Source organism: Leifsonia sp. CL147, from assembly GCF_900114565.1.
Taxonomy (GTDB): Bacteria; Actinomycetota; Actinomycetes; order Actinomycetales; family Microbacteriaceae; genus Leifsonia.
The window spans coordinates 33199-54572 of the sequence record NZ_FOTM01000018.1 but is presented as its reverse complement, the minus strand read 5'-3'; the positions used below and the strand labels follow the sequence as shown (position 1 = coordinate 54572).

Below are 21374 nucleotides of genomic sequence, written 5' to 3'. Positions count from 1 at the left end.
CAGCGATTGGATATGTCCATGACCGCCCGCCTCCTCACCCGCCGCCTCATCCAGCTGCTCATCGGCCTGTTCCTCTACGGGATCGCCATCGCGCTGATGGTGCGAGCCGGCATCGGGCTGTCACCGTGGGACGTGCTGTCCCAGGGTCTGTCGTTCAAGACCGGCATCGCGTTCGGATGGGTCACCAACCTCGTCGGGCTCGTGGTGCTCGCGTTCTGGATCCCGCTGCGTCAGCGGCCCGGGCTCGGCACCATCCTGAACGTGCTGCTGATCGGCCCCAGCGCACAGCTGGGTCTCGACCTGCTGCCGCAGCAGACCGAGCTGTGGGCGCAGGTGCTGTTCTTCGCGGGCGGGCTCGCCCTGCTCGCCGTCGCGACCGGCCTCTACATCGGTCCGCGGATGGGGCCGGGGCCGCGCGACGGCCTGATGACGGGTCTGCACGCCCGCACCGGCCGGCCGATCTGGATGGTGCGAACCGCCATCGAGGTGACCGCCCTGATCATCGGGTGGGTCCTGGGCGGGAACGTCGGCGTCGGGACGCTCGCGTTCGCGCTGCTGGTCGGGCCGCTGTGCAGCATCACCCTCCCGTTCTTCGCGATCCGCCTGCCGCAGGACGCTGCCACGCCTGCGGCGGCGCTGGAGCGCGAGCTCGAGGGAACGGCCGAGCAGTCGGCCGGCCTCGAGGACGAGCGGGATGCCGTCCGTTTCGACGTGCGCGACGGCATCCTGCTCGAGTCCGACCGGGCCGCCCGGGCTCGCGACGCCCGCGCCGACTCCCCCTTCGTCCGCGCCCCGCAGCCCGACCGCGCCGCTCCCGCTCCGAACCCTGCCGCGCCGGCCCGTCCGTCCCGCCTCGTGGCCGCCCACTGGCTGGACGACCGCCTCGCGCGCCGCCCGCGTCACCCCTAACCCGCGCCCCGCCCCCCGCGCCCCCCGCCTCGCGCCTCTCGCGCCCCACCATCGAGTACGCAGAGACTGCACGTTTTGGCGACCAAAAGCGCAAGTCTCTGCGTACTCGATGGTGGGGCTGGGCGGGGCGGGTTAGGCGAGGTGCGTCGCGGCGTAGTGGCGGAGGGCGTCCCGGACGAAGGTGGCCCCGGTGGTTCCGCCGTAGTTGGCCGCGAAGCGGTCGTCGGCGACGTACATGTCGCCGAGTCCCGTGAGGTACGCGGCAGCGGGAGCGCCGGTGCCGTAGCCCGGGGTCCCCGGGATGCCCGCCAGCCACTCGGCGTGACGGCCCGCCAGCTCCTGGGCCTCCTCCGAGTCGGGTGAGACGCCGCTCGCCGCGGCGGCCTGCCAGTCGGCGGCCAGCCGCTCCTGGCGGGACTGCCACTCGGCACGCTCCTCCGGGCTCTTGCTGCGCCACCAGCGATCGGAGGCCGCGTAGGCCTCCTTCCCCCAGCGCTCCTCGACCTCGTCCTTGTACTGCGTGTGATCGAATCCGTCGAACATCTGCTCGGCCACGATCTCTTCTCCTTCCTCCACCGCGTGGATCGTCGACTCGACCGACGCGATCTGCCGCGCCAGCCGTTTCCGCTCCGCGCGGAGCCACTCGAGGTGGTCGCGCAGGGCGGGCACCGCATCCATCCGGTCGTCGAGCACGCGGCCGACGGCATCGAGGCCGAGACCGAGCTCCCTGAGCAGCAGGATGCGCTGCAGCCGCACGAGCGAGTCGCGGTCGTAGTACCGGTAGCCGTTGCCGCCGACGCGGCTGGGCTTCAGCAGCCCGATCGCGTCGTAGTGGCGCAGCGTGCGGCTGGTGGTACCGGCGATCCGTGCGATGTCCTGGATGGACCAGTCCATGTCATCCTCCTTCCGTGCGGTGCATCATCCACGCTAGGAGTTGACGTTACGTCAAGGTCAAGCGGCAGCGCGCAGGGTCGGGTCGGAGATTCGTCACGAATGTGCACTCCGCGGCGCGAGAACCCGACATTCGTCACGAATGCGCAGGCTGCGGCGTTGCACCTCAACATTCGTGACGAATGTGCACTCCGCGGCGTTGCACGCGACATTCGTCACGAATGTGCACTCCGCGGCGCGAGAACGCGACATTCGTCACGAATGTGCACTCCCCGGCCCGAGAACGCGACATTCGTCACGAATGTGCAGGCAGGTCAGCGCTTCGCTCGCGCCGGGACCTTCTTCTGCGGGGCGGGCGCGGCGCCAGCGGCGGCCGCCGCGGCGCCAGGCGCCGGCTGCGCCGGGCCCTGCTCCACCGGCTCCGGGATCGTCGCCGCGATCGACTCCACGCTCTCCTGCGGCGCGCCGCCGTTCAGCGGGACCTCGTGGATGTGGATGCGCGTGTGCGCGCGCGACGCCGGCACCAGCGGACGGCGTGCGACGGGACGCACGGGCTCGCCGCGACGGTCCTGGCCCGGCAGCGGCCGGGAGCGGCGCCCATAGATCAGGGACGACGAGTCCAGCAGCCACGGCACGAGGGCCACCGTCACGCCGTGGCACAGCATCAGCTGCCTGCTGATCCGCCGCGCACGGTGGTTGTGGAGGATCGCCTCCCACCAGTGCCCGACGATGTACTGCGGCAGGTACACGGTGACGACTTCGGAGCCGTGCTCCTCGCGCCGGTGCTTGAGGTATTTGACCAGCGGGATGCCGAAGTCGCGGTAGGGCGACTCGATGATCGTGAGGGGCACGTGGATGTTCTGCTCGATCCATTGCCGCTGCAGCTTCTGCGTCGCCTCCTCGTCGATGGAGACGTGGACCGCCTCGATGGAGTCGTGGCGCGCGGCGATCGCGTAGTCGAGCGCCTTCAGCGCGGGCTTCTGCATCTTGCCGATGAGGACGATCGCGTGGTCTCCGACGCTTCCGAAGGTGGTGACCGGGTCGACTTCGACCTCTTTCTCGACGTCCCGGTAGTACCGGTTCACCCCGAGCATCAGGAACCACAGGATCGGCATGAAGATGAACACCAGGTACGCGCCGTGCGTGAACTTGGTGATCGTCACCACGATGAGGACCACAGCGGTGAGGCATGCCCCGAACGCATTGATGCAGAGCGAGCGGACGATGGCGCTCCGCTCCCGGCCGGTCTGGCCGCCGGTGCGCAGCAGCGCGATCCAGTGCCGCACCATGCCCGACTGCCCGAGCGTGAACGACACGAAGACGCCGATGATGTACAGCTGGATCAGCTGGGTCAGGTTCGCCTGGTAGACGACGAGCAGGACGGTGGCGGCCAGCGCCAGCACGATCATCCCGTTCGAGTAGACGAGGCGATCGCCGCGCGTGTTGAGCGCCTTGGGCGCGTACGAGTCGCGGGCGAGCACCGATCCGAGCAGCGGGAACCCGTTGAACGCCGTGTTCGCCGCCAGCAGCAGGACGACGGCGGTCGCGGCCTGCACCAGGAAGAAGAAGATCGTGTTGTTGCCGAAGGTCGCGGCGGCGATCTGCGCGATCAGGCTGCGCTGAGGCTCGGTGGCGCACTGCGCCCATCCCTGCAGGTCGCACGGGTTCTCGGCGTAATGCACCCCGCTGATCAGCGCCGTCGCGGTGAGGCCCGCGAAGAGGGTGATCGCGATGCCTCCCATGAGGCCGAGCGTCACGCGCGCGTTGCGGATCTTGGGCGTGCGGAAGGCGGGAACGCCGTTGGCAACAGCCTCCACACCCGTCAGAGCCGAGCATCCACTCGAGAAGGCACGGAGCAGCAGGAGCACGACCGCCGCCTGTGTCAGCGAGGTGGCGTGGACCTGATAGCCGGCCGACTCGGCGACCGGGGCGCTCCCGAACACGGTGCGGACGAGCGCGGTCACGACCATCAGGGCGATGCTGCCGATGAAGATGTAGGTCGGGAGGGCGAAGGCTTTGGACGACTCGCGCACGCCCCGCAGGTTGACCCCGGCGAGGACGATCACACAGGCGATGGCGAGGCCGACGCGCCAGGGCGCGAGGAACGGCAGCGCCGAGATGACGTTGTCCACGCCGGACGCGACCGAGACCGCGACGGTCAGCACGTAATCCACGAGCAGGGCCGAGGCGACGACGAGCCCGGCCTTCTCACCCAGGTTCTTGTGCGCGACCTCGTAGTCGCCGCCACCCGACGGATACGCCTTGACCAGTTGCCGGTAGCTCAGCACGACCGTGATGAGGAGCACGACGACCGCGGCTGCAACCCACGGAGCGAAGGTCAAGAAGGCCAGACCGCCGAGCAGCAGGATCATCAGGAGTTCCTGCGGAGCGTAGGCGACGCTCGACAGGGCGTCCGACGCGAAAATGGGTAGGGCGAGGTGCTTCGGAAGCAGCTGCCCTTCGAGTTTTTCACTCGGAAGCGGGTCGCCGATCAACCAGCGCTTCGGGGATCGCCCCTCAGTTGTCACGAGGTGCGAGCATACTCGCTGGCAATGCACTGTCAAGTCGGCGCGTCGCGGCGACCGAACCCCGCTCCTCTGCAAACACTGGGGTCTGCTCCGCCCCGGACCGCTCCGCCGCGGATTCCCGCGGCTGAGCGACCGGCAACGGTGTCACTGGGAGCTGGATGAGCATCTCCTGACTCTTTCCCGGCTCAGGGTCGGCCGGTGGATGCCGGCTAGCGACGTGCCAGCGCCTCCGCGACCACCCGCCGCACGCGATCCAGTTCGCCCGTGAGAAGGGGGACGACGTCGGCCGGGAGTGCGCCACGAGCCGCCTGGCGGCGAAGGTCGGTCCGGAGCTGCTGCCGGAACTCGGTGAGGGCGGCCTCCGCCTCACGAGCCGCAGCGTTGCCGGCGGCCCGCGCATCCCGGCCCGCGTCCCGGCCCGCATCCCGGCCCGCGTCGCGCGCCTCCTGGCGGGGGTCGACGCGGTCGGCATTGCGCTTGGCCTGCCGCGCGGCGGACGCCAGTTCGGCGCGGAGCGAGCGCATCGCGTCGTTCACCCCGGCCCGGACTTCGTCGGCGAGGCGACGCACCGAGTCGGTGACCTCCTCCTCGATCGCGTCCAGCTCGGGACGGCGGGCCTCCAGCTCCGCCCGCCCGGCATCCGTGATGGCGTAGACGGTCTTCCGGCCCTCCGTCGCCTTGGTGACCAGGCCCTCCTCCTCCAGCTTGGCCAGCCGGGGATAGATGGTGCCGGCGCTCGGGCTGTACGTGCCGCCGAAGCGCTCGGTCAGGGCCTGGATCAGCTCGTAGCCGTGCCGCGGAGCCTCGTCCAGGAGGCTCAGCAGATAGAGGCGGAGGCTGCCGTGCGCGAACACGGGAGTCACGCCGTCGCCTCCTGCTGGCCCGCGCCCTGAGCCGTCGCCGCCTGCTGGCCCGCGCCCTGAGCCGTCGCCGCCTGCTGGCCCGCGCCCTGAGCCGTCGCCGCGCTCCGCAGCACGGCCGCGTCGCCCGACACGGAGTTGACGTTGATCTCCACCCAGGTGCCGTCGAGGACTCCGGAGGTCCCGGTGTATCCCTTCCCCATCCCGCCGACAACGGTCAGGTTGTCCAGCTGCACCCGTCCGGAGACCGTGTTGACCCGGTAACGGGCGCCGAGGGCCTCCGGGATGCGGATGGTCGTGTCGCCGGACACCGTGTTCACGGCGATCTCGTCGGGCGTTCCCGTCACGTCGAGCATGATGTCGCCGGAGACGCCGTCGGCCGAGAACCGGCGGATCGCTCCGGTGGCGGTCACGTCGCCCGAGACGGTGTGGGCGGAGATCCGCCCGGTGTGATCGCGGACGGACAGCTCGCCGCTCACCGAGTTGAGCTCGATGTCGCCGCCGAGCCCGTCGACGACCACATCGCCGTTGACGGTGCTCAGTCGCGCATCCGTCCGCAGTCCGGAGATGAGAGCCGTCGCCGAGATGACGCCGAACTTGAGTGCGACATCGCGCGGCACCAGCACGCTCACGTCCGCGCGGGCGTTGGACCGCATCGACTTGAACACCTCGATGAAGTTGTCCCACCGCAGTTGCGGGTGGTCGATCTCGAGCCGGTCCTCGTCGATGAGGATCTTGAGCTCACGTCCGCTCACCGAGTGCACCTCGATGCGCGCGCCCGGCTCGTCGTGCCCGACGATATCGATCTGTCCGCCGATGAAGCCGACCTTCAGGGCACGGACGACCTCGATGTCGATCGTCCGGCTCTCGCCCGGCTGAATCAGCCACTTCTCCTGTGCCATTGGTTCCTGCTCCTTGCTCGTCCGGCCCGTGCCGGGGCCGTCGGTGATTCGCGTTATATCGCGACTGTTGACGAACTCACGTTATATCGCGTTTGGCGTCGATGCAAGCCGTTTCGGGTCGCCGGAACGAAGTTCCAGGGTCCGGTCAGGGGGAACCCTGACCGAGCGGCGAAGGCCCTGGCGATTTCGGATACGCCGACGATATGGTGCGCCGAGGAGCATTGAGAGCATGCGTGTGTTGATCGTCGAGGACGAGCCGTACCTGGCAGAGGCGATCCGCGACGGCCTGCGCCTGGATGCGATCGCCTCCGATATCGCCGGCGACGGCGATACCGCCCTGGAGTTGCTGAGCATCAACCGGTACGACATCGCCGTCCTCGACCGGGACATCCCCGGTCCCTCCGGCGACGAGATCGCGCGGGACATCGTCTCCTCCGGCTCCGGCATGCCCATCATCATGCTGACCGCTGCCGACCGGCTCGACGACAAGGCGACCGGCTTCGAACTCGGCGCGGACGACTACCTCACCAAGCCGTTCGAGCTGAGGGAGTTGGTGCTCCGGCTGCGTGCGCTGCACCGGCGGCGTGAGTATCACCGTCCGCCCGTGCGCGAGCTGGCCGGTCTGCGGCTGGATCCGTTTCGTCGCGAGGTGTTCCGCGATGGCCGCTATGTGGCCCTCACCCGCAAGCAGTTCGCGGTGCTGGAGGTGCTCGTCGCGGCCGAGGGCGGGGTCATCAGCGCCGAGGAACTGCTCGAGCGCGCCTGGGACGAGAACGCCGACCCGTTCACCAACGCCGTGCGCATCACCGTCTCGGGGCTGCGGAAGCGGCTGGGCGAGCCGTGGCTGATCGCGACCGTTCCCGGCGTCGGCTACCGCGTCGAGGCGGGGCCGGCGGCCCCGGCCGAGCATCCCGCCGCGGCCGCGCCCGACGGAGGCGGCCGTGGATAGGCGCCCGGGACTCAGCGTCCGCCTCAAGCTGACCATCAGCTACGCGGCCTTTCTGCTCGTGGCCGGCTCTCTGCTCCTGCTCGTCGTCTGGCTCTTCCTCTTGCGCTACGTGCCGGCCAATGCCCTCGAGCTGCCCGAGGGAGCGCTCCACGGCCGGCCGGGTCCGTTCTTCCCCGGCCGCGATGACCTCGTGCGCGCCTTCGCACCGGCGGCGGAGTGGGCGATGATGGCACTGCTGGTGATCGGGGTGTTCGGCGGGTGGATCCTGGCCGGCCGGATGCTCGCGCCGCTGGCGAAGATCGCCGGCGCCACCCGCAGCGTGGCCGGCGGAGCCCTCTCCCACCGGATCCGGCTGGAGGGCCGGAGCGACGAGTTCCGCGAACTCGCCGACAGTTTCGACGCCATGCTCGCCCAGCTGGAGGCGCACGACGCCGAGCAGCGCCGCTTCGCCGCCAACGCATCCCACGAGCTGCGCACCCCGCTGGCGATCACTCAGACCCTCCTGGATGTGGCGCGATCGGATCCGGACAGCGATACGGCGGATCTGCTCGAACGTCTCACGGTCGTCAACAGACGAGCGATCGAGCTGACGCAGGCACTCCTGCTGCTGAGCCGAGTGGAGCAGGGCACGTTCGAACGGGACGTCGTGGATCTGTCCCTCCTCGCCGAGGAAGCCGTCGAGACGATGATGCCGCTCGCCGAGAAGCACCACGTCAGCATCCGGTCGGCGGGCGAGCTGTCCCTCGCTGTCGGGTCGCATCCCCTCCTGCTGCAGCTCACGACCAACCTCGTGCACAACGCGATCATCCACAATCGTCCCGACGGGAGGGTCGAGGTGAGCACCGCGGCCGAGGGCGGCCTGGCCGTGCTCACCGTCGAGAACACCGGGGACCTGGTGGACCCCCGGCTGCTGGCGACACTCACCGAGCCCTTCCAGCGCGGCAGCCAGCGCATCCGGAGCGACCATGCCGGAGTCGGCCTGGGGCTCGCGATCGTGAAGAGCATCGCGCAGGCGCACAGCGGTTCCCTCACGCTGACCTCCCGGCCCGGGGGCGGTCTCAGCGCTGCCGTGAGACTCCCGCGCGCCTCCTGAAGGAATCAGGCGCGCCTCCTGAAGGAATCAGAGGTGCCGGCTGCCGATCGCAGGAGACAGGTGCGTCAGGTGATCGGGAAATCGAAGTAGGTGTCCGGATGCGGTTCGTCCCGCAAGGTGTAGTGCCACCACTCCTCCGGGTATGGATGGAAGCCGCTCGCCTCCATGATCGATCGGAGGCGCTGGCGGTTGCGCGCCTCCGCCTCGGCGACCGCGGCACCGTGATGCGAGACCGAATCCATCAGATCGTGGTCGCCGCCCATGCTGGCAAGCTGCCCTGTCGCCAGGTGGTACAGCGTGAGGTCGATCGTGCTGCCGCGGCTGTGGCCGGACTTCGCGGCCACATAGCCGAGGTCGAACATTTGTGCGCGGTCGATGTTCGGATAGTGCCGTCCCTTCGTGCGCCCGTCCTCCGGCTCGCTCGACCAGCGCAGGAAGCAGTCCACGGCCCGCTGCGGGCGATAGCCGTCCCAGAGCAGCAGCCCGAACCCGTGGGAGGCCGCCTCGTCTCGCGCGGCTTCCAGTGCCCCGCACAGCGCCCGGGTGCCGACGATGCGGTTGGCGAGGTACCCGTCGACCGGTCTGCCGACGAAGTTGTCCCAGGTGGCGTACTTGGCGTCCCAGCGCACACCGGGCAGGCGTTCGTCCAGGTACACGAACTCGTCGATCATCTGCGGCCTCCCAGCGCGAACGCGATCAGGCGGTCCACGACCTCGGCGAGAGAGATCCCCGCGGCGGCCATCATCCGCGGGTAACGGCTGTACGAGGTGAGGCCGGGAAAGGTGTTCACCTCGTTGAGGACGATCTCCCCGTCGGCCTTCACGAACAGGTCGACCCGCGCGAGGCCGCGACATCCGAGCGCCCGGTAGATGACACGCGCTGTCTGCTGGACACGGACCCGCGTCTCCTCCGGCAGCTCCGCGGGCACGACGATGCTCGAGTTCTCGGAACCGGCCCCCGGCCGCTCCTCCTGATGGATGCGGAAGAAGCCGTGGGACAGCCGGATCTGGTCCACCTCGCCGACGATCAGCTCGGTGTCGCTCTCCAGTACCGCGCATCCCACCTCGCTGGCGACGACCGCCTCCTCGATCAGCACCTTTCCGTCGAACTGGCGGGCTTCGTCGATGGCCACGGCGAGGTCTTCGGCCCGCTCCACGCGGGTCACGCCGAAGGACGACCCCGAGCGAGCCGGCTTCACGAACACCGGGAAGGCGAGCCGGGAGGGATCGATGCGGTCGTGACCAGTGACCGTGCGGAACGCGGGAGTGGGGATGCCGGCGTCGCCGACCACGAGGTACGTGAGCGACTTGTCCATCGCGAGCGAGGCGCTCTGCAGGTCGCAACCGACGTACGGGATGCCCGAGAGCTCCAGCAGGCCTTGGACGGCGCCGTCCTCGCCGAGCCTGCCGTGGAGGACGGGGATCACGACGTCGAGGCGGATGGTCTTCCGGCGACCGTCCTCCTCCAGCAGCAGGCCGTGGATGCTCCGGTCGGGCGAAAGCGTGACCGGGCGGCAGTCGCCCTCCCGCCAATCGGGGCCGGGAGCCGGGCAGAGCATCCACTCGCCCGCCTTCGTGATCCCGACATAGAGCGGCTCGTACTTTGCGAGGTTCAGGTTGCGCGCGACCTCCTGCGCCGATTTGACCGAGACGTCGTGCTCCTCGGACAGTCCACCGAACAGAACGGCGACGGTGAGTTTAGGCATGCGGGTGTCCTTCGAATTCGAGAGTGTTGAGCAGGGTGTTCCGGACGATGTCGAGCAGGGCGTGCTCGGTGTAGTACGCGGTGTGCGGGGTGATGAGCACGTTCGGCAGGCGCTGCAGGCGGAGGAAGACCTCGTCCTCGATCGGCCGGCGCCGGCGGTCGGAATAGAAGATGCCCGCCTCCCCTTCGACCACATCCAGCGCCGCGCCACCGAGCCGGCCGCCCTCCAGCGCGGCGAGCAGCGCCTCGGTGTCGACCAGCCCTCCGCGCGCGGTGTTGACGAGGATCGCGCCGGGCCTCATCCGGCCGAGACGTCCGGCGTCGAGGAGATGGCGCGTGCTCGCGGTGAGGGGCGCATGGAGAGTGACGAGGTCGGAGCGCTCGAGGAGATCGTCCAACTCGGCGGGGTCGGCGTTGCCGTCGAGGGGCAGGATCCGGCAGCCGAAGCCCCGCAGGCGCTGGATGACCGCGCGCCCGATGCGACCCGTCCCGACGACGCCGACCGTGAGGTCGCGCAGTTCGCGGCCGCGCTGGTCGTTCAGCCGGAAATCGTGGGACTCGGCCCGGAGGATGGTGGAGCGCGCGTTCCGCAGAGCGGCGAGCATCAGCAGCAGCGCGTGGTCGGCGACGCTGTCCGGCGAGTACGCGACTCCCTCCACCGCGATGCCGACGCTCGCGGCGGACTCCGCGTCGATGTGGTCGACCCCGGTGCTTCGTGTCGACAGGTAGGCGACGCCGACGTCCCTCAGTCGACGGAGGGTGGCGCCGTCGATCGGGTTCTCGTGGCCGACGCTGACGCACCGGTTGCCGGCCACGAGGTCCACGGTGGATGCGGACAGCGGCGACGCGGTGATCGCCGGGACCATGCCGAGACGGCCGGACAGCCGACGGAACAGCTCCGCTTCATCGGGAGCGCATCCGAAGATCGAGATGCCGACCGGCGCTGCGGGACCCGGAACGTCCGGGGAGTTCGTCGAGGCAGGTGCGCTGGTGACCACGATCCCAGTCAAGAGAGTCGGCTGTTGCCGCCGCGTATCCGCTTTTCGATACGCCGGCGATACGGCGACGCGGGCGCGCGGCAGCGCGGGAGCACGGGAGCGCGGAAGCGCGGGAGCGCCGACATTCGTGACGAATGTGCGCCATCCCAGCGCTGAAGCCGACATTCGTGACGAATGTGCGCCATCCCAGCGCTGAAGCCGACATTCGTGACGAATGTGCGCCATCCCAGCGCTGAAGCCGACATTTGTGACGAATGTGCACTAACTCAGCGCTGAAGCCGACATTCGTGACGAATGTGGACGAGAATCGGCGGCCAGGGCCGGGGGCGAGATCAGCGGGGGCCGATGAGCGGCGGGCCGTCGCGGACGACAAGGCGCGGGGCGACCAGGCGATGACGCGGGTCGGACATGTCGCTCTCTGCGTCCACCCGGCCGCCGTGGGCGCCGGTCAGCAGCTCGAGCACGCCGGCGGCGACCTCATCGAGCGACTGGGCCACGCTGGAGAAGCCGAGCGAGGCAGCCATGGGCGTGTCGTCGTATCCCACCACCGGGATGCGGCCCCCGGTGACGGTCAGGACCCCGATGGCCAGCGAGTCGGACACGCACACGACGCCATCCACCGGCCCCGCCTGGGCTTCGAGCCGACGGACCGCGTCGGCTCCGAACGGGACGACGTCCTCGGTCTCCACCTGGAGCAGGCGGAGTTGAGCGGGAGAGAGTCCGCTGCCGCCGCGCATCGCCTCCAGCCAGCCGGCGCGGCGGTCGTCTCCCGTTCCCGAACCGAGCGGCCAGCCCACGAAGCCGATGCGTCGCGCCCCGAGCGAGAGCAGGTGGTCGGTGGCGTCGCGGAGGCCGGAGCGGCCGTCGACATCCACCCAGAGATGCTCGGGGTCCGTCATATCGTCGATGCCCCACGGCCGGCCGAAGGTCACGAACGGCAGGCCGTGCTCGATCAGCCACTCGGTGCGGGGGTCGCCGTTGAAGGTCGAGGTCAGCACGAAGGCATCGACATCGGCAGCATCCGACAGCCGCCGGAACTGCTCGATCTCGTCCTCGGGACCGGCCGCGGTGAAGAGGAGCACGCGCAGGCCTTGGCGGTCGGCGCGCTCGGTGAGGGCGTGCAGGAAGCGGTCGAGGATGCTGCCCGAGATGCCGTCCTGCGTGATCGGGTCGAGGCGGATGCCGATCGTCGAGCTCTTCTGCGTCCGCAGGCGGCGGGCCGAGGCGTGCGGCCGGTAGCCGAGCGAGCGGATGGCCTCCTGTACGCGCTCCCGGGTCTCCGGGCGGACGAGTTCGGGTGCGTTGAGCACGTTGGAGACCGTCTGGCGGGAGACTCCCGCGACGCCGGCGACGTCGCTGACGGTGGGTTGTGCTCCCATCGCGGCTCCCTCCTCGACGCTCGCCCGTGGCCTCGGCGCGCGGATTCGCCGCGTCGGATATGACCATACTGCCCGCTTGACACCCCGGGAACCGCATGGCTAATGTGTCAACCATTCCTGGTTTGATCGTTCAAACCCACCATAGCAGTTGCAGATTTGATCGATCAAACACTCCCCAGGAAAGTGCCCGACCCAGTTGTCCACAACTTTCAGCACCGTTCCCGAGTGCGCCCCATCGTCGGGGCACACTCGACAGCGAAGGAGAAACACGAATGCGCAGAATCACACACCGCTGGCTCGCAGCCGGCGCTGTCGCCGCCGCGGCAGGGCTCGTCCTGACCGCCTGCGGCTCCGGCTTCAGCGGCAGCAGCGGTGAATCGACCGGCAAGCTCACCTCGTCCGATAAGCCGCTGACCGTGATGATCGGCTCGTCCGGCGACGCGGAGACCGCCGCCGTGAAGTCAGCGGTGTCGGCCTGGTCCTCGAGCTCGGGCACCGCGGCGAGCGTCGTCGCGGCGAGCGACCTGAACCAGCAGCTGTCGCAGGGCTTCGCATCCAAGAAGCCCGCCGATGTGTTCTACCTGTCGACCGACGCCCTGGCCGGCTACGCCTCCAACGGATCCCTGCTCGCCTACGGCGACCAGCTGGCCAACAAGAGCGACTTCTATCCGAGCCTGGTGAAGTCGTTCACGTACGGCGGCACGTTCTACTGCGCCCCCAAAGACTTCTCCACCCTCCAGCTCATCATCAACACCGACATGTGGAAGGCTGCAGGCCTGACCGATGCTGACATCCCGACCACCTGGGATCAGCTCGAGTCCGTCGCCAAGAAGCTCACCAGCGGCAACCGGGTCGGCCTCGGGATCTCCGGCGAGTACGCCCGGGTCGGCTCCTTCATGGCGCAGGCGGGCGGCAACCTCATGAACGATGACAGCACGAAGGCGACAGCGGACAGCGACGCCAACGTGAAGGCTCTCGACTTCGTGAAGAAGCTGCTCGACGGCGGAGAGCTGAAGTACGCAAAGGACCTCGGCGCCGGCTGGGGTGGCGAAGCGTTCGGCAAGGGCCTTGCCGCTATGACGATCGAGGGCAACTGGATCACCGGGGCGCTCAAGTCGGACTTCCCGGGCATCCACTACACGATCGCTGAACTGCCCAAAGGCCCGGCCGGCCAGGGCACCCTCCAGTTCACCAACTGCTGGGGCATCGCCGCCGACAGTCCGAACCAGGCCGCCGCTCTGAAGCTGGTCGAGAAGCTGACCAGCAAGGAGGACCAGCTGGCGTTCTCGAAGGCGTTCGGGCCCATGCCGTCCATCAAATCGGCCGCTTCCGCCTGGAAGTCGGCCAACCCGGACCTGGTGCCCTTCCTGAGCGCCGCCGACTACGCCAAGGGCGTTCCGACTGCGAAGGGCGCAGCCGACGTCGTCACCGACTTCAACAGCAAGCTCGAATCGCTCGCCACCGGCGATCCGAAGGCGATCCTCGACGCCACGCAGAAGAACCTCGAAGCACTGCTGAAGTAGGGACGCAACCGTCATGTCCGCAACCACGAGTCGGTCTCGTCGCACCGGTATCCGGAGCGGCGAGGCCGCCTCGGGGTGGTTGTTCACCGCCCCGGTCATCCTGCTGCTCGGCGTCTTCCTTGTCGTCCCCGTCCTGATGGCGCTCTGGGTCAGCTTCTCCGACTGGGGCGGCCGCGGCAGCCCCTTCTCGTCCGGAGTGCACTTCGTGGGCTTCAGCAACTACACGACGCTGCTCTCGGGCGGCGGGCTCGCCGAGCAGGACTTCGGGATGTCACTCAAGAACAACGCCTGGTACGTCATCCTGGTGGTGCCGATTCAGACCGCCGTCTCGCTGGGGCTCGCAGTTCTCGTGAACCGGGCGATCCTCCGCGGGCGCGACTTCTTCCGCACCGCCTTCTACTTCCCGTCCGTGACGAGCTCTGTGGCCATCACGGTGCTCTGGTTGTTCCTGTTCAGCACCAGCGGGGCGGTCAACACGATGTTGTCGTGGGTCGGTATCCACGGGCCCAACTGGTTCAACGACCCGACCGGCATCTTCCACGGCCTCGTCCAGGCCTTCGGTGTGACGCGGGGACCAGCAGCGTTGACCCAGAACACGGCCCTCGGCGTGTCCTGGTGGGACTGGCTGGGCGGGCCGTCGGTCGCGATGACCGCGTACATCATCATGGCCGTGTTCACCACCAGCGGGACGTTCATGCTCCTGTTCCTCGCCGCCCTGCAGAACCTCGGCGGCGATGTCACCGAGGCGGCGATGGTGGATGGGGCCAACGGCTGGCAACGATTCTGGAGGGTCACCCTGCCCCAGCTCCGGCCCACCCTGTTCACCGTGCTCACGCTGGGACTGATCGGCTGCTGGCAGGTCTTCGACCAGATCTACACCGGCACGCGTGGCGCGCCGGGCAAGACGACACTGACGCCCGCCTACCTCTCTTATCAGACCTCCTTCGTCAACCAGCAATGGGGTCAGGGAGCTGCGATCGCCTTCATCCTGTTCGTCATCATCGTCGTGTTCACCATCTTCCAGCGCTGGGTGCTGCGCGAGAGGAAGGTCTCCAAGCGCAGGATGCGGCTCTACCAGCCGGCGCTCACGGCCGCCACCGTGGCTGCCGGCGCGCCGGGCGGCGTCGCGGCCGCGTCCGGCGAGTCCGATCGCGAAGGAGCGCTCCGATGACATCCACCACCGTGACTCCCGACCGGGTCGAGGCCTCCGCGGGCGGGCCCGTCTCGGCCCGGCGTCGGTCCCGCGGGAAGCCGTTCAGCGCCGCCACCCTCATCACCTACGTCATCCTCGTGGTACTGGCGGTGGTGTACATCCTGCCGTTCCTCATCCAGGTCTCCACCTCGTTCAAGACGGATGCCGAGGCGACGGCGAACCCGGTCGCGCTCATCCCGCAGACCTTCACCACCGCCGCCTACGCCAAGCTGTTCCTCTCCTCCGACTTCCCGGTCTGGTTCGCGAACTCGGCCGTCGTCACCGTCGTCGTCACCCTCGGAAGGGTCTTCTTCGACTCGCTCGCCGGCTACGCCTTGGCCCGGCTGCACTTCCGCGGCAGAAGCGTCGTCTTCGCCGCACTCGTCGCGGTGATGTCGGTACCGATGGTCGTGCTGCTGATCCCGAAGTTCCTCGTCATCAACCAGCTGGGCATGTACGACTCGTACACCGGCATGATCCTGCCCCTGCTGACAGACGCGGCAGGCGTCTTCATCATGAAGAACTTCTTCGAGTCGGTACCGGCGAGCGTGGAGGAACAGGCGCGGATCGACGGAGCCGGGACCTTCCGCGTTTTCTGGTCGATCGTTCTGCCGATGGCACGACCTGCGCTCATCACGATCGTCATCCTGTCGTTCCAGGGATCGTGGAACGAGCTCGCCCATTTCATCGTCTCGACGCAGAGCCCGTCCCTGACGACACTCACGAAGGGCGTGGCGGGTCTCGCCAGCGGCCAGCTCAGCCAGGGCAGCCAGTATCCGATCAAGCTCGCAGCGGCCGCGATCATGACGATCCCCGTCGCTGTGCTGTTCTTCGTGTTCCAGCGACGGATCATGAACTCCAGCGAAGGGGCGGTGAAGGAGTGACTCCCTCCGGCACCGCCGACGATCAGTACCCGGGAACTTCCTCTCCGGGACCAGACGAACACGAAGGCACGACTCTGACGATGACCCAGCTCCACCAGCCGCTCCTTCACGACAGCACCGTGGTGGTGACGGCTCCGTCACAGGCGTGGTCCGCCCCGGACGGACGCATCGACGGGCGCGGGATCCACGGCTTCTACCATTCGGACCTGCGCGTGCTGGATCGGCTGCTGCTGACAATCGGTGGATCCGAACCGGAGCACATCTCCACCGCCGGTCCCGATGCTGCGACGGCCGTGTTCACGGCCGTCGTGCGCGGGCTCGACGACGAGACGGCCGATCCCCGCGTCCGCCTCGATCGCTCGCGCACCGTTCGAGCGGGTTCGCTCGGCGAGCGGATCGTGCTCAGGAATGCGCTCGGCCACCGGCTCCGCACCACCGTTCAGCTGGAGGTGGGAGCCGACTTCTCGCCGATGCAGCAGATCAAGGCGGGACGGAGGGGGAGCGAGCATCCCATCATGGTGGCCCTCGGAGCGGACCCGGGATCGGCGCACCTGCGCAGCGGTCCCGTCTCCGCCCGCATCGTCGCCGAAGGCAGCGACGTCACCGTCTCCGGCGACCGCCTCACCCTGCGCTGGGAGGCAGACCTCGCGGCCCGGAGCGAGGTCGTGCTGGAATGGCGCATCGACGTCGAGGATCCGACCGCGGTCGTGGCGGGCGCAGCGCCGTCGGACCACTGGGGTGCCTTCCGCGCCGCGACCGGCGACTCCCGTCTCGCCGCCTGGCTCGGCCGCGCGATCGCCGACCTGCAGGCGCTGCGCATGACGACCGTCGAGCATCCCGACGATGTCTTCCTCGCCGCAGGCGCCCCGTGGTTCTTCACCCTCTTCGGCCGCGACTCCCTGTGGGCCGCGCGGATGCTGCTGCCACTCGGTCACGAGCTCGCCGCATCCACTCTCCGGGTGCTCGCCGCCTACCAGGGCGTCCGCGAGGTGCCGGAGTCGGCCGAGCAGCCGGGCAAGATCATGCACGAACTGCGGCCGGGCACGCTGAGCATCCCCGGCGAGGATGTGATCCTTCCACCTCTCTATTACGGCACCGTGGACGCGACCGCTCTCTGGGTGTGCCTGCTCCACGACGCCTGGCGCTGGGGCATGCCCGCCGAGGAGGTCGAAGTACTGCTCCCCCACCTCGAGGCGGCCCTCGCGTGGATGCGCGACCACGGCGACAGCGATGGCGACGGCTTCCTCGAGTACATCGACACGACGGGGCACGGCCTGGCGAACCAGGGCTGGAAGGATTCCGGCGACTCGATCCAGTGGCGCGACGGCACTCTCGCCCTCGGCCCGATCGCACTCTGCGAGGTACAGGGATACGCGCACGAGGCGGCCGTCGGCGGAGCCGAGCTGCTCGAGGCGTTCGGCCGCCCGGGCGCGGAGGACTGGCGCGCCTGGGCCGCCGACCTCAAGGAGCGCTTCGCCGCATCCTTCTGGATCGACGACCCCGCGGGCGCGTACCCGGCTGTCGCGCTCGACGCCGCGAAGCGGAAGGTGGACACAGTGACGAGCAATATCGGGCATCTGCTCGGGACGGGCATCCTCGAGCCCGAGCAGTCCGCCCTGGTCGCCCGGCGGCTGGTCTCACCGGAGCTGGCTTCGGGTTACGGGCTGCGGACCATGTCCCAGGACTCCGCCGGCTACTGGCCGCTCAGCTACCACGGCGGGAGTGTCTGGGCGCATGACACCGCGATCGTGATCGGTGGGCTGGCGCGGGAGGGGTTCCGGGGCGAAGCCGAGCGGCTGACGGAGGGATTGCTCGCCGCGGCGGAGGGCTTCGGCTACCGGATGCCCGAACTGCACGCCGGCGACAGCGCCGAGGAGACCAGCGCGCCTGTTCCGTACCCGGCGGCCTGCCGACCGCAGGCGTGGTCTGCAGCCGCCGCCGTGGCCGTGCTCAGCGCCCGGCTCGGATTGCAGGCCGACGCGCCGGCCGACCGCTTCGCCGTCGATCCGGAGCCGTCGGCCGGCACGATGCGCATCCGGGGACTCCGCTTCGCGGGCGAGGCACGCGACGTGACCGCCTGATCCGACGTGAGCGCCTGATCCGACGTGACCGCCTGATCCGACGTGAGCGCCTGATCCGACGGCCCCACCGATCCGACGGCCGGCCTGATCCGACGGCCGCACCGATCCGACGGCGGGACTGATCCGACGGCGGCACCGATCCGACGGCCGCACCGATCCGACGGTCCCCGCGGCCCACCGAAGCTCGAACGCGCTCCGTGCCCGCTCGTCGCTACAGCTGCGCCATGATCTGGCGGGCGATGATCCGCCCGGCCCGGTTGGCTCCGATGGTCGACGCCTGCGGCCCATACCCGGCGAGGAATATGCGCGAGTCCTGCCAGGATGCGCCGGAGGCCACCGTGAGGCCGCCGGTCTTCTCGCGCAGCCGGAGGGGCGACAAGTGCCGCAGCTCCGGGCGGAAGCCGGTCGCCCAGACGATCGCGTCGGCACGGCTGAACGAGCCGTCCGGCCAGCGGACGCCGTGCTCCTCGATTTGCGCGAACATCGGCCGCTCCGTCAGCACACCACGCTCGATGCCGGCGGCGATACGGCGAGTGCGCGGGACGCCCGTTCCGCTGACGATGGACGGGAGCGCCTCGCCGGCACGCGCCGCGGCATCCTGCATGGTCACGGCCGCCACGCCGCCTTCGATGGTCAGCTCCGATTCGTCGCGGAAGTCGACCGGGCGCCGTGTCGCCCAGGTGAGCGACTCCGCGACGCCCTCCAGTTCGAGCAGGAACCCGATCGCGCTGGTGCCCCCGCCCACGACGACGACCGACTGCCCCGCGAAGTCCTGCGCGGCGACGTATCCGGAGGTGTGGACATGACGGCCGGCGAAGTCGTTCATGCCCGGGTAGTACGGGATGAACGGGGCGCCCCACGTGCCCGAGGCGTTCACGACGAGGCGGGTGGCGGTCTCGCCGGCGCTGTGCTCCACGATGAGGTCCGCACCGCGGTCGTAGACGCTCCGCACGGCGACCGGACGCTGCACCTCGAGACCGAAGTGCTCCTCGTACCGGCGGTAGTAGCCGGCGACGATGTCACGCGCCGGAAGCGACCGGTCGGCGGTCTCGAAGCTCAGCCCGAGCTCGCCCATGCCGGGCAGGTCATTGACGTGATGGGCACTGCCGAGCTTCAGCGCATCCCAGCGGTGCTGCCAGGCGCCACCCGTCCGGGGACCGCGGTCGTACACGACGAAATCGACCCCGGGCGTGAGCTGGAAACGACGCAGGTAGTAGGCCACGGCGAGACCTGCCTGACCCGCGCCGATGACCACCACCTGGGTCTCGGTCCTGGTCGTGCTCACGCGCTCATCCCATCACTTCTCGCTGTGCGCGAACTCGGGGTCCCACGAGGCTCGCATGCTAAACTCCATCGTAGTTTTCACTGTTTCTATTCGATCCCCGGGGAGCCTCTCGCCCGGGCTGGGACCAAAAGGGGGTCACGCATGGGGCGCGGCCGTCAAAAGGCGAAGCACACCAAGATCGCTCGCGAGTTGAAGTCGTTCAGCCCAGAGGTGAACTACGACGCACTGGAGCGGGAGCTGACCGGACATTCCCACAGCGACGACGAGTACGCCAAGTGGGCCGACTACGAGCCCAAGGGTGCCAGCACGTACGAATACGAGGACGAGGACGAGGAGACCGGGACGCCGAAGCGCGCCTGACGTCGCCAGCGCATACCGGCGGGTAGCGCGACCTCACCGGCAGGGTACCGTCACAGCCAGCCCTGCCTCGTCGCGATGGACACCGCCTCCGACCGGTTGCGGGCGCCGGTCTTCCCGATCGCGCTGGAGAGGTGGTTGCGGACCGTCCCCTCACTGAGGTGCAGCCGGCGCGCGATGTCCGAGATCGTCCCACCGTCGCCCGCGACCTCCAGCACCTCCGCTTCGCGCACGGTGAGCGGTGACGCTCCGGAGGCGAGCGACTCCGCCGCCAGCGCCGGGTCCACCACCCGCAAGCCGGACGCGACCCGGCGCACCGCATCGGCTAGCTGGCCCGACGGGGTGTCCTTGACGACGAAGCCGGACGCACCTGCCTCCATCGCACGCCGCAGGTAACCGGGTCGCCCGAAGGTGGTCACGATCAGGGACCGGCACGTCGGCAGCGCCAGACGGAGGGCCGCCGCCGCCTGGATGCCGTCGAGGCCCGGCATCTCCACATCCAGCAGCGCCACATCCACCGCCTCGGCCCGCGCAGCCGCGACCACCTCGTCGCCGCGCCCCACCTGGGCCACGACCTCGAGGTCCGGCTCGAGGTCGAGCAGAGCCGCCACGGCACCGCGGACCAGCGCCTGATCGTCGGCGAGCAGGAGGCGGATCGGCGCGCTCACGCCGTCCTCCGCACGCTGAGCAGCGTCCCACCCCGGGGGCCGGGGACGACGGCGAGCTGTGCGCCCGCCTGGGCCGCCCGGGCCGTGAGGCCGGCGAGCCCCGAGCCGGCGGTCCGCACCGCGCGCGACGACGCCGCGCCCGCGGGAGCCGGCGCCGCCTCCGTGCCCGCGAGCGGTCCGCGGCCGTCGTCCTCGATCTCGAGGCGGTCCGGCCCGACCGTCACCCAGCAGTTGCGGGAGCGGGAGTGCCGGATCACATTGGTGACGCCCTCGCGCAGCACCCAGCCGAACAGCTCCCGCAGGTCCGGCTCCACGTCCTCCCCGTTGCGGGGGAGATGCGCCTGGATGTCCGCCGCCGCCAGGCTCGCCTGTGCAGCCGCGAGCTCGGTCGAGAGACTCATCTCGCGGTATCCGGCCACCGCCGCGCGCAGGTCGGCGAGCGCGGACCGGCTCAGTCGCTCGATGTCCGCGATCTCCTCCGCTGCCCGGGCGGGATCCGTGGGGACCAGTCGCCGCGCGAGCTCGGACTTCACAGTGACCACGGTGAGCGAGTGGCCCAGCACGTCGTGCATGTCCCGCGAGAACCGGGCGCGCTCCTCCACGACGGCCAGCCGCGCGATCTCCCCCTGCGCGTTCCTCAGCCGCCTCAAGGCGTCGATCTGCCGGGCGAAGGCGGCCATCATGACGCCCATGGAGAGGGTCACGAGGGCGATGTACCAGCTGTCCGCGAACGTGCCGGCCACCGCGAAGACGACGAGCTGGATCAGGGCCAGGAGCCCGATGATCGCGAAGGTCAGTGATGTGCGCGACACCACCATCCCGGCGACGCAGGCGACATACACCCAGGTCCAGGAGGCGACCGGTCCGAGGAGGGGGAAGAGCGGAAGCGTCAGGAGGAAGTAGCCGGCGAGGCCGAGCAGGCGGGCCCGCTCGTCCGCCCACCAGAGCACCGGCGCCAGGACGAGGAACCCGACGTAGATCGCGGCGAGCAGCGCGGTGGCGAGCAGGCGATGGAGGAGGGACCAGGGCGACGACCACACCGCCACCAGCACGGAGATCTGATAGAGCAGCCCGATCGCCGCACCCGGGTACCAGCGGAAGGCCGACGGGTGGGTGAGCCGTTCGCGCCATCCGATCGGGCGGACGCCCGCCAGCTCGTTCGAGAACACGT

At 69.5% G+C, this 21374-nt stretch carries 19 protein-coding genes; 8 read left to right on the top strand and 11 right to left on the bottom strand.

Translation table 11 applies throughout. The annotated features are described in order from the left end of the window. The first annotated feature begins 18 nt into the window (after window positions 1-18). Window positions 19-909 (top strand): membrane protein YczE, encoded by an 891-nt coding sequence (locus BM287_RS14375; protein WP_090040693.1) that lies wholly within the window; start codon window positions 19-21, stop codon window positions 907-909. Between the two features lie 132 nt (window positions 910-1041). On the opposite strand, the gene BM287_RS14370 is transcribed toward BM287_RS14375, so the two are convergent. From BM287_RS14370 to BM287_RS14355, 4 genes are all read right to left on the bottom strand, one after another. Next, the gene (locus BM287_RS14370; protein ID WP_090040695.1) at window positions 1042-1803 is read right to left on the bottom strand and encodes a MerR family transcriptional regulator; all 762 of its coding nucleotides are present in this window, start codon (window positions 1801-1803) and stop codon (window positions 1042-1044) included. A gap of 311 nt (window positions 1804-2114) precedes the next feature. Then, window positions 2115-4295: an APC family permease gene (locus BM287_RS14365; RefSeq protein ID WP_090040697.1), complete on the bottom strand. Its 2181-nt coding sequence runs from the start codon at window positions 4293-4295 to the stop codon at window positions 2115-2117. Window positions 4296-4537: 242 nt separating this feature from the next. Continuing rightward, complete coding sequence (locus tag BM287_RS14360; protein ID WP_090040698.1) at window positions 4538-5191, bottom strand: PadR family transcriptional regulator; 654 nt, start codon at window positions 5189-5191, stop codon at window positions 4538-4540. Further along, the gene (locus tag BM287_RS14355; RefSeq protein ID WP_090040700.1) at window positions 5188-6090 is read right to left on the bottom strand and encodes a DUF4097 family beta strand repeat-containing protein; all 903 of its coding nucleotides are present in this window, start codon (window positions 6088-6090) and stop codon (window positions 5188-5190) included. Before BM287_RS14355 ends, BM287_RS14360 begins: the two co-directional genes overlap by 4 nt. Window positions 6091-6319: 229 nt before the next feature. On the opposite strand from BM287_RS14355, the gene BM287_RS14350 reads away from it, so the two are divergent. Together BM287_RS14350 and BM287_RS14345 are read left to right on the top strand one after the other, a co-directional pair. Continuing rightward, the gene (locus tag BM287_RS14350; protein WP_090040702.1) at window positions 6320-7039 is read left to right on the top strand and encodes a response regulator transcription factor; all 720 of its coding nucleotides are present in this window, start codon (window positions 6320-6322) and stop codon (window positions 7037-7039) included. Beyond that, window positions 7032-8132: a sensor histidine kinase gene (locus BM287_RS14345; RefSeq protein WP_090040704.1), complete on the top strand. Its 1101-nt coding sequence runs from the start codon at window positions 7032-7034 to the stop codon at window positions 8130-8132. The genes BM287_RS14350 and BM287_RS14345 overlap by 8 nt, the downstream gene beginning before the upstream one ends. A 65-nt stretch (window positions 8133-8197) precedes the next feature. On the opposite strand, the gene vanX is transcribed toward BM287_RS14345, so the two are convergent. The 4 genes from vanX to BM287_RS14325 form a co-directional block, all read right to left on the bottom strand. After that, on the bottom strand, window positions 8198-8803 hold the full coding sequence (gene vanX, locus BM287_RS14340; protein ID WP_090040705.1) for a D-Ala-D-Ala dipeptidase VanX: 606 nt from the start codon (window positions 8801-8803) through the stop codon (window positions 8198-8200). After that, on the bottom strand, window positions 8800-9837 hold the full coding sequence (vanA, locus tag BM287_RS14335; RefSeq protein WP_090040707.1) for a D-alanine--(R)-lactate ligase: 1038 nt from the start codon (window positions 9835-9837) through the stop codon (window positions 8800-8802). Before vanA ends, vanX begins: the two co-directional genes overlap by 4 nt. Further along, a complete protein-coding gene (locus BM287_RS14330) occupies window positions 9830-10834 on the bottom strand; it encodes an NAD(P)-dependent oxidoreductase (protein ID WP_244528322.1) in 1005 nt (334 codons plus the stop codon). Before BM287_RS14330 ends, vanA begins: the two co-directional genes overlap by 8 nt. A 332-nt stretch (window positions 10835-11166) precedes the next feature. Next, window positions 11167-12213: a LacI family DNA-binding transcriptional regulator gene (locus tag BM287_RS14325; protein WP_090040711.1), complete on the bottom strand. Its 1047-nt coding sequence runs from the start codon at window positions 12211-12213 to the stop codon at window positions 11167-11169. A 272-nt stretch (window positions 12214-12485) separates the two neighbouring features. Between BM287_RS14325 and BM287_RS14320 the strand changes: the two genes are divergently transcribed. The 4 genes from BM287_RS14320 (at window position 12486) to BM287_RS14305 (ending at window position 17893) form a co-directional block, all read left to right on the top strand. Continuing rightward, a complete protein-coding gene (locus BM287_RS14320; RefSeq protein WP_090040713.1) occupies window positions 12486-13736 on the top strand; it encodes a sugar ABC transporter substrate-binding protein in 1251 nt (416 codons plus the stop codon). A gap of 13 nt (window positions 13737-13749) precedes the next feature. Beyond that, window positions 13750-14907 carry a carbohydrate ABC transporter permease gene (locus BM287_RS14315; protein ID WP_090040714.1) on the top strand — a complete coding sequence of 386 codons (1158 nt, stop codon included), beginning with the start codon at window positions 13750-13752 and terminating at the stop codon, window positions 14905-14907. Next, window positions 14904-15812, top strand: coding sequence for a carbohydrate ABC transporter permease (locus BM287_RS14310; protein ID WP_090040716.1), 909 nt, complete (start codon window positions 14904-14906; stop codon window positions 15810-15812). The genes BM287_RS14315 and BM287_RS14310 overlap by 4 nt, the downstream gene beginning before the upstream one ends. An 80-nt stretch (window positions 15813-15892) precedes the next feature. Further along, entirely contained in the window at window positions 15893-17893 is a 2001-nt protein-coding gene (locus BM287_RS14305) for a glycogen debranching N-terminal domain-containing protein (RefSeq protein WP_090040717.1), read from the top strand. A 211-nt stretch (window positions 17894-18104) separates the two neighbouring features. Here BM287_RS14305 and BM287_RS14300 read toward each other — a convergent pair whose 3' ends face one another. Continuing rightward, complete coding sequence (locus BM287_RS14300) at window positions 18105-19178, bottom strand: NAD(P)-binding domain-containing protein (protein ID WP_090040719.1); 1074 nt, start codon at window positions 19176-19178, stop codon at window positions 18105-18107. Between the two features lie 141 nt (window positions 19179-19319). On the opposite strand from BM287_RS14300, the gene BM287_RS14295 reads away from it, so the two are divergent. Next, window positions 19320-19538 (top strand): DUF3073 domain-containing protein, encoded by a 219-nt coding sequence (locus tag BM287_RS14295; protein ID WP_090040720.1) that lies wholly within the window; start codon window positions 19320-19322, stop codon window positions 19536-19538. 50 nt (window positions 19539-19588) lie between these two features. On the opposite strand, the gene BM287_RS14290 is transcribed toward BM287_RS14295, so the two are convergent. Both BM287_RS14290 and BM287_RS14285 read right to left on the bottom strand, forming a co-directional pair. Continuing rightward, on the bottom strand, window positions 19589-20203 hold the full coding sequence (locus tag BM287_RS14290; RefSeq protein WP_090040723.1) for a response regulator transcription factor: 615 nt from the start codon (window positions 20201-20203) through the stop codon (window positions 19589-19591). Beyond that, the gene (locus tag BM287_RS14285; RefSeq protein WP_090040725.1) at window positions 20200-21372 is read right to left on the bottom strand and encodes a sensor histidine kinase; all 1173 of its coding nucleotides are present in this window, start codon (window positions 21370-21372) and stop codon (window positions 20200-20202) included. The genes BM287_RS14290 and BM287_RS14285 overlap by 4 nt, the downstream gene beginning before the upstream one ends. Between the last annotated feature and the right edge of the window lie 2 nt (window positions 21373-21374).

What these genes read in the sequence shown, in the direction of transcription:
- BM287_RS14375 (WP_090040693.1), top strand. Translation starts at nt 19, where the DNA reads ATGACCGCCCGCCTCCTCACCCGCCGCCTCATCCAGCTGCTCATCGGC.
- BM287_RS14370 (WP_090040695.1), bottom strand. Translation starts at nt 1,803, where the DNA reads ATGGACTGGTCCATCCAGGACATCGCACGGATCGCCGGTACCACCAGC.
- BM287_RS14355 (WP_090040700.1), bottom strand. Translation starts at nt 6,090, where the DNA reads ATGGCACAGGAGAAGTGGCTGATTCAGCCGGGCGAGAGCCGGACGATC.
- BM287_RS14350 (WP_090040702.1), top strand. Translation starts at nt 6,320, where the DNA reads ATGCGTGTGTTGATCGTCGAGGACGAGCCGTACCTGGCAGAGGCGATC.
- vanX (WP_090040705.1), bottom strand. Translation starts at nt 8,803, where the DNA reads ATGATCGACGAGTTCGTGTACCTGGACGAACGCCTGCCCGGTGTGCGC.
- vanA (WP_090040707.1), bottom strand. Translation starts at nt 9,837, where the DNA reads ATGCCTAAACTCACCGTCGCCGTTCTGTTCGGTGGACTGTCCGAGGAG.
- BM287_RS14325 (WP_090040711.1), bottom strand. Translation starts at nt 12,213, where the DNA reads ATGGGAGCACAACCCACCGTCAGCGACGTCGCCGGCGTCGCGGGAGTC.
- BM287_RS14320 (WP_090040713.1), top strand. Translation starts at nt 12,486, where the DNA reads ATGCGCAGAATCACACACCGCTGGCTCGCAGCCGGCGCTGTCGCCGCC.
- BM287_RS14315 (WP_090040714.1), top strand. Translation starts at nt 13,750, where the DNA reads ATGTCCGCAACCACGAGTCGGTCTCGTCGCACCGGTATCCGGAGCGGC.
- BM287_RS14310 (WP_090040716.1), top strand. Translation starts at nt 14,904, where the DNA reads ATGACATCCACCACCGTGACTCCCGACCGGGTCGAGGCCTCCGCGGGC.
- BM287_RS14305 (WP_090040717.1), top strand. Translation starts at nt 15,893, where the DNA reads ATGACCCAGCTCCACCAGCCGCTCCTTCACGACAGCACCGTGGTGGTG.
- BM287_RS14295 (WP_090040720.1), top strand. Translation starts at nt 19,320, where the DNA reads ATGGGGCGCGGCCGTCAAAAGGCGAAGCACACCAAGATCGCTCGCGAG.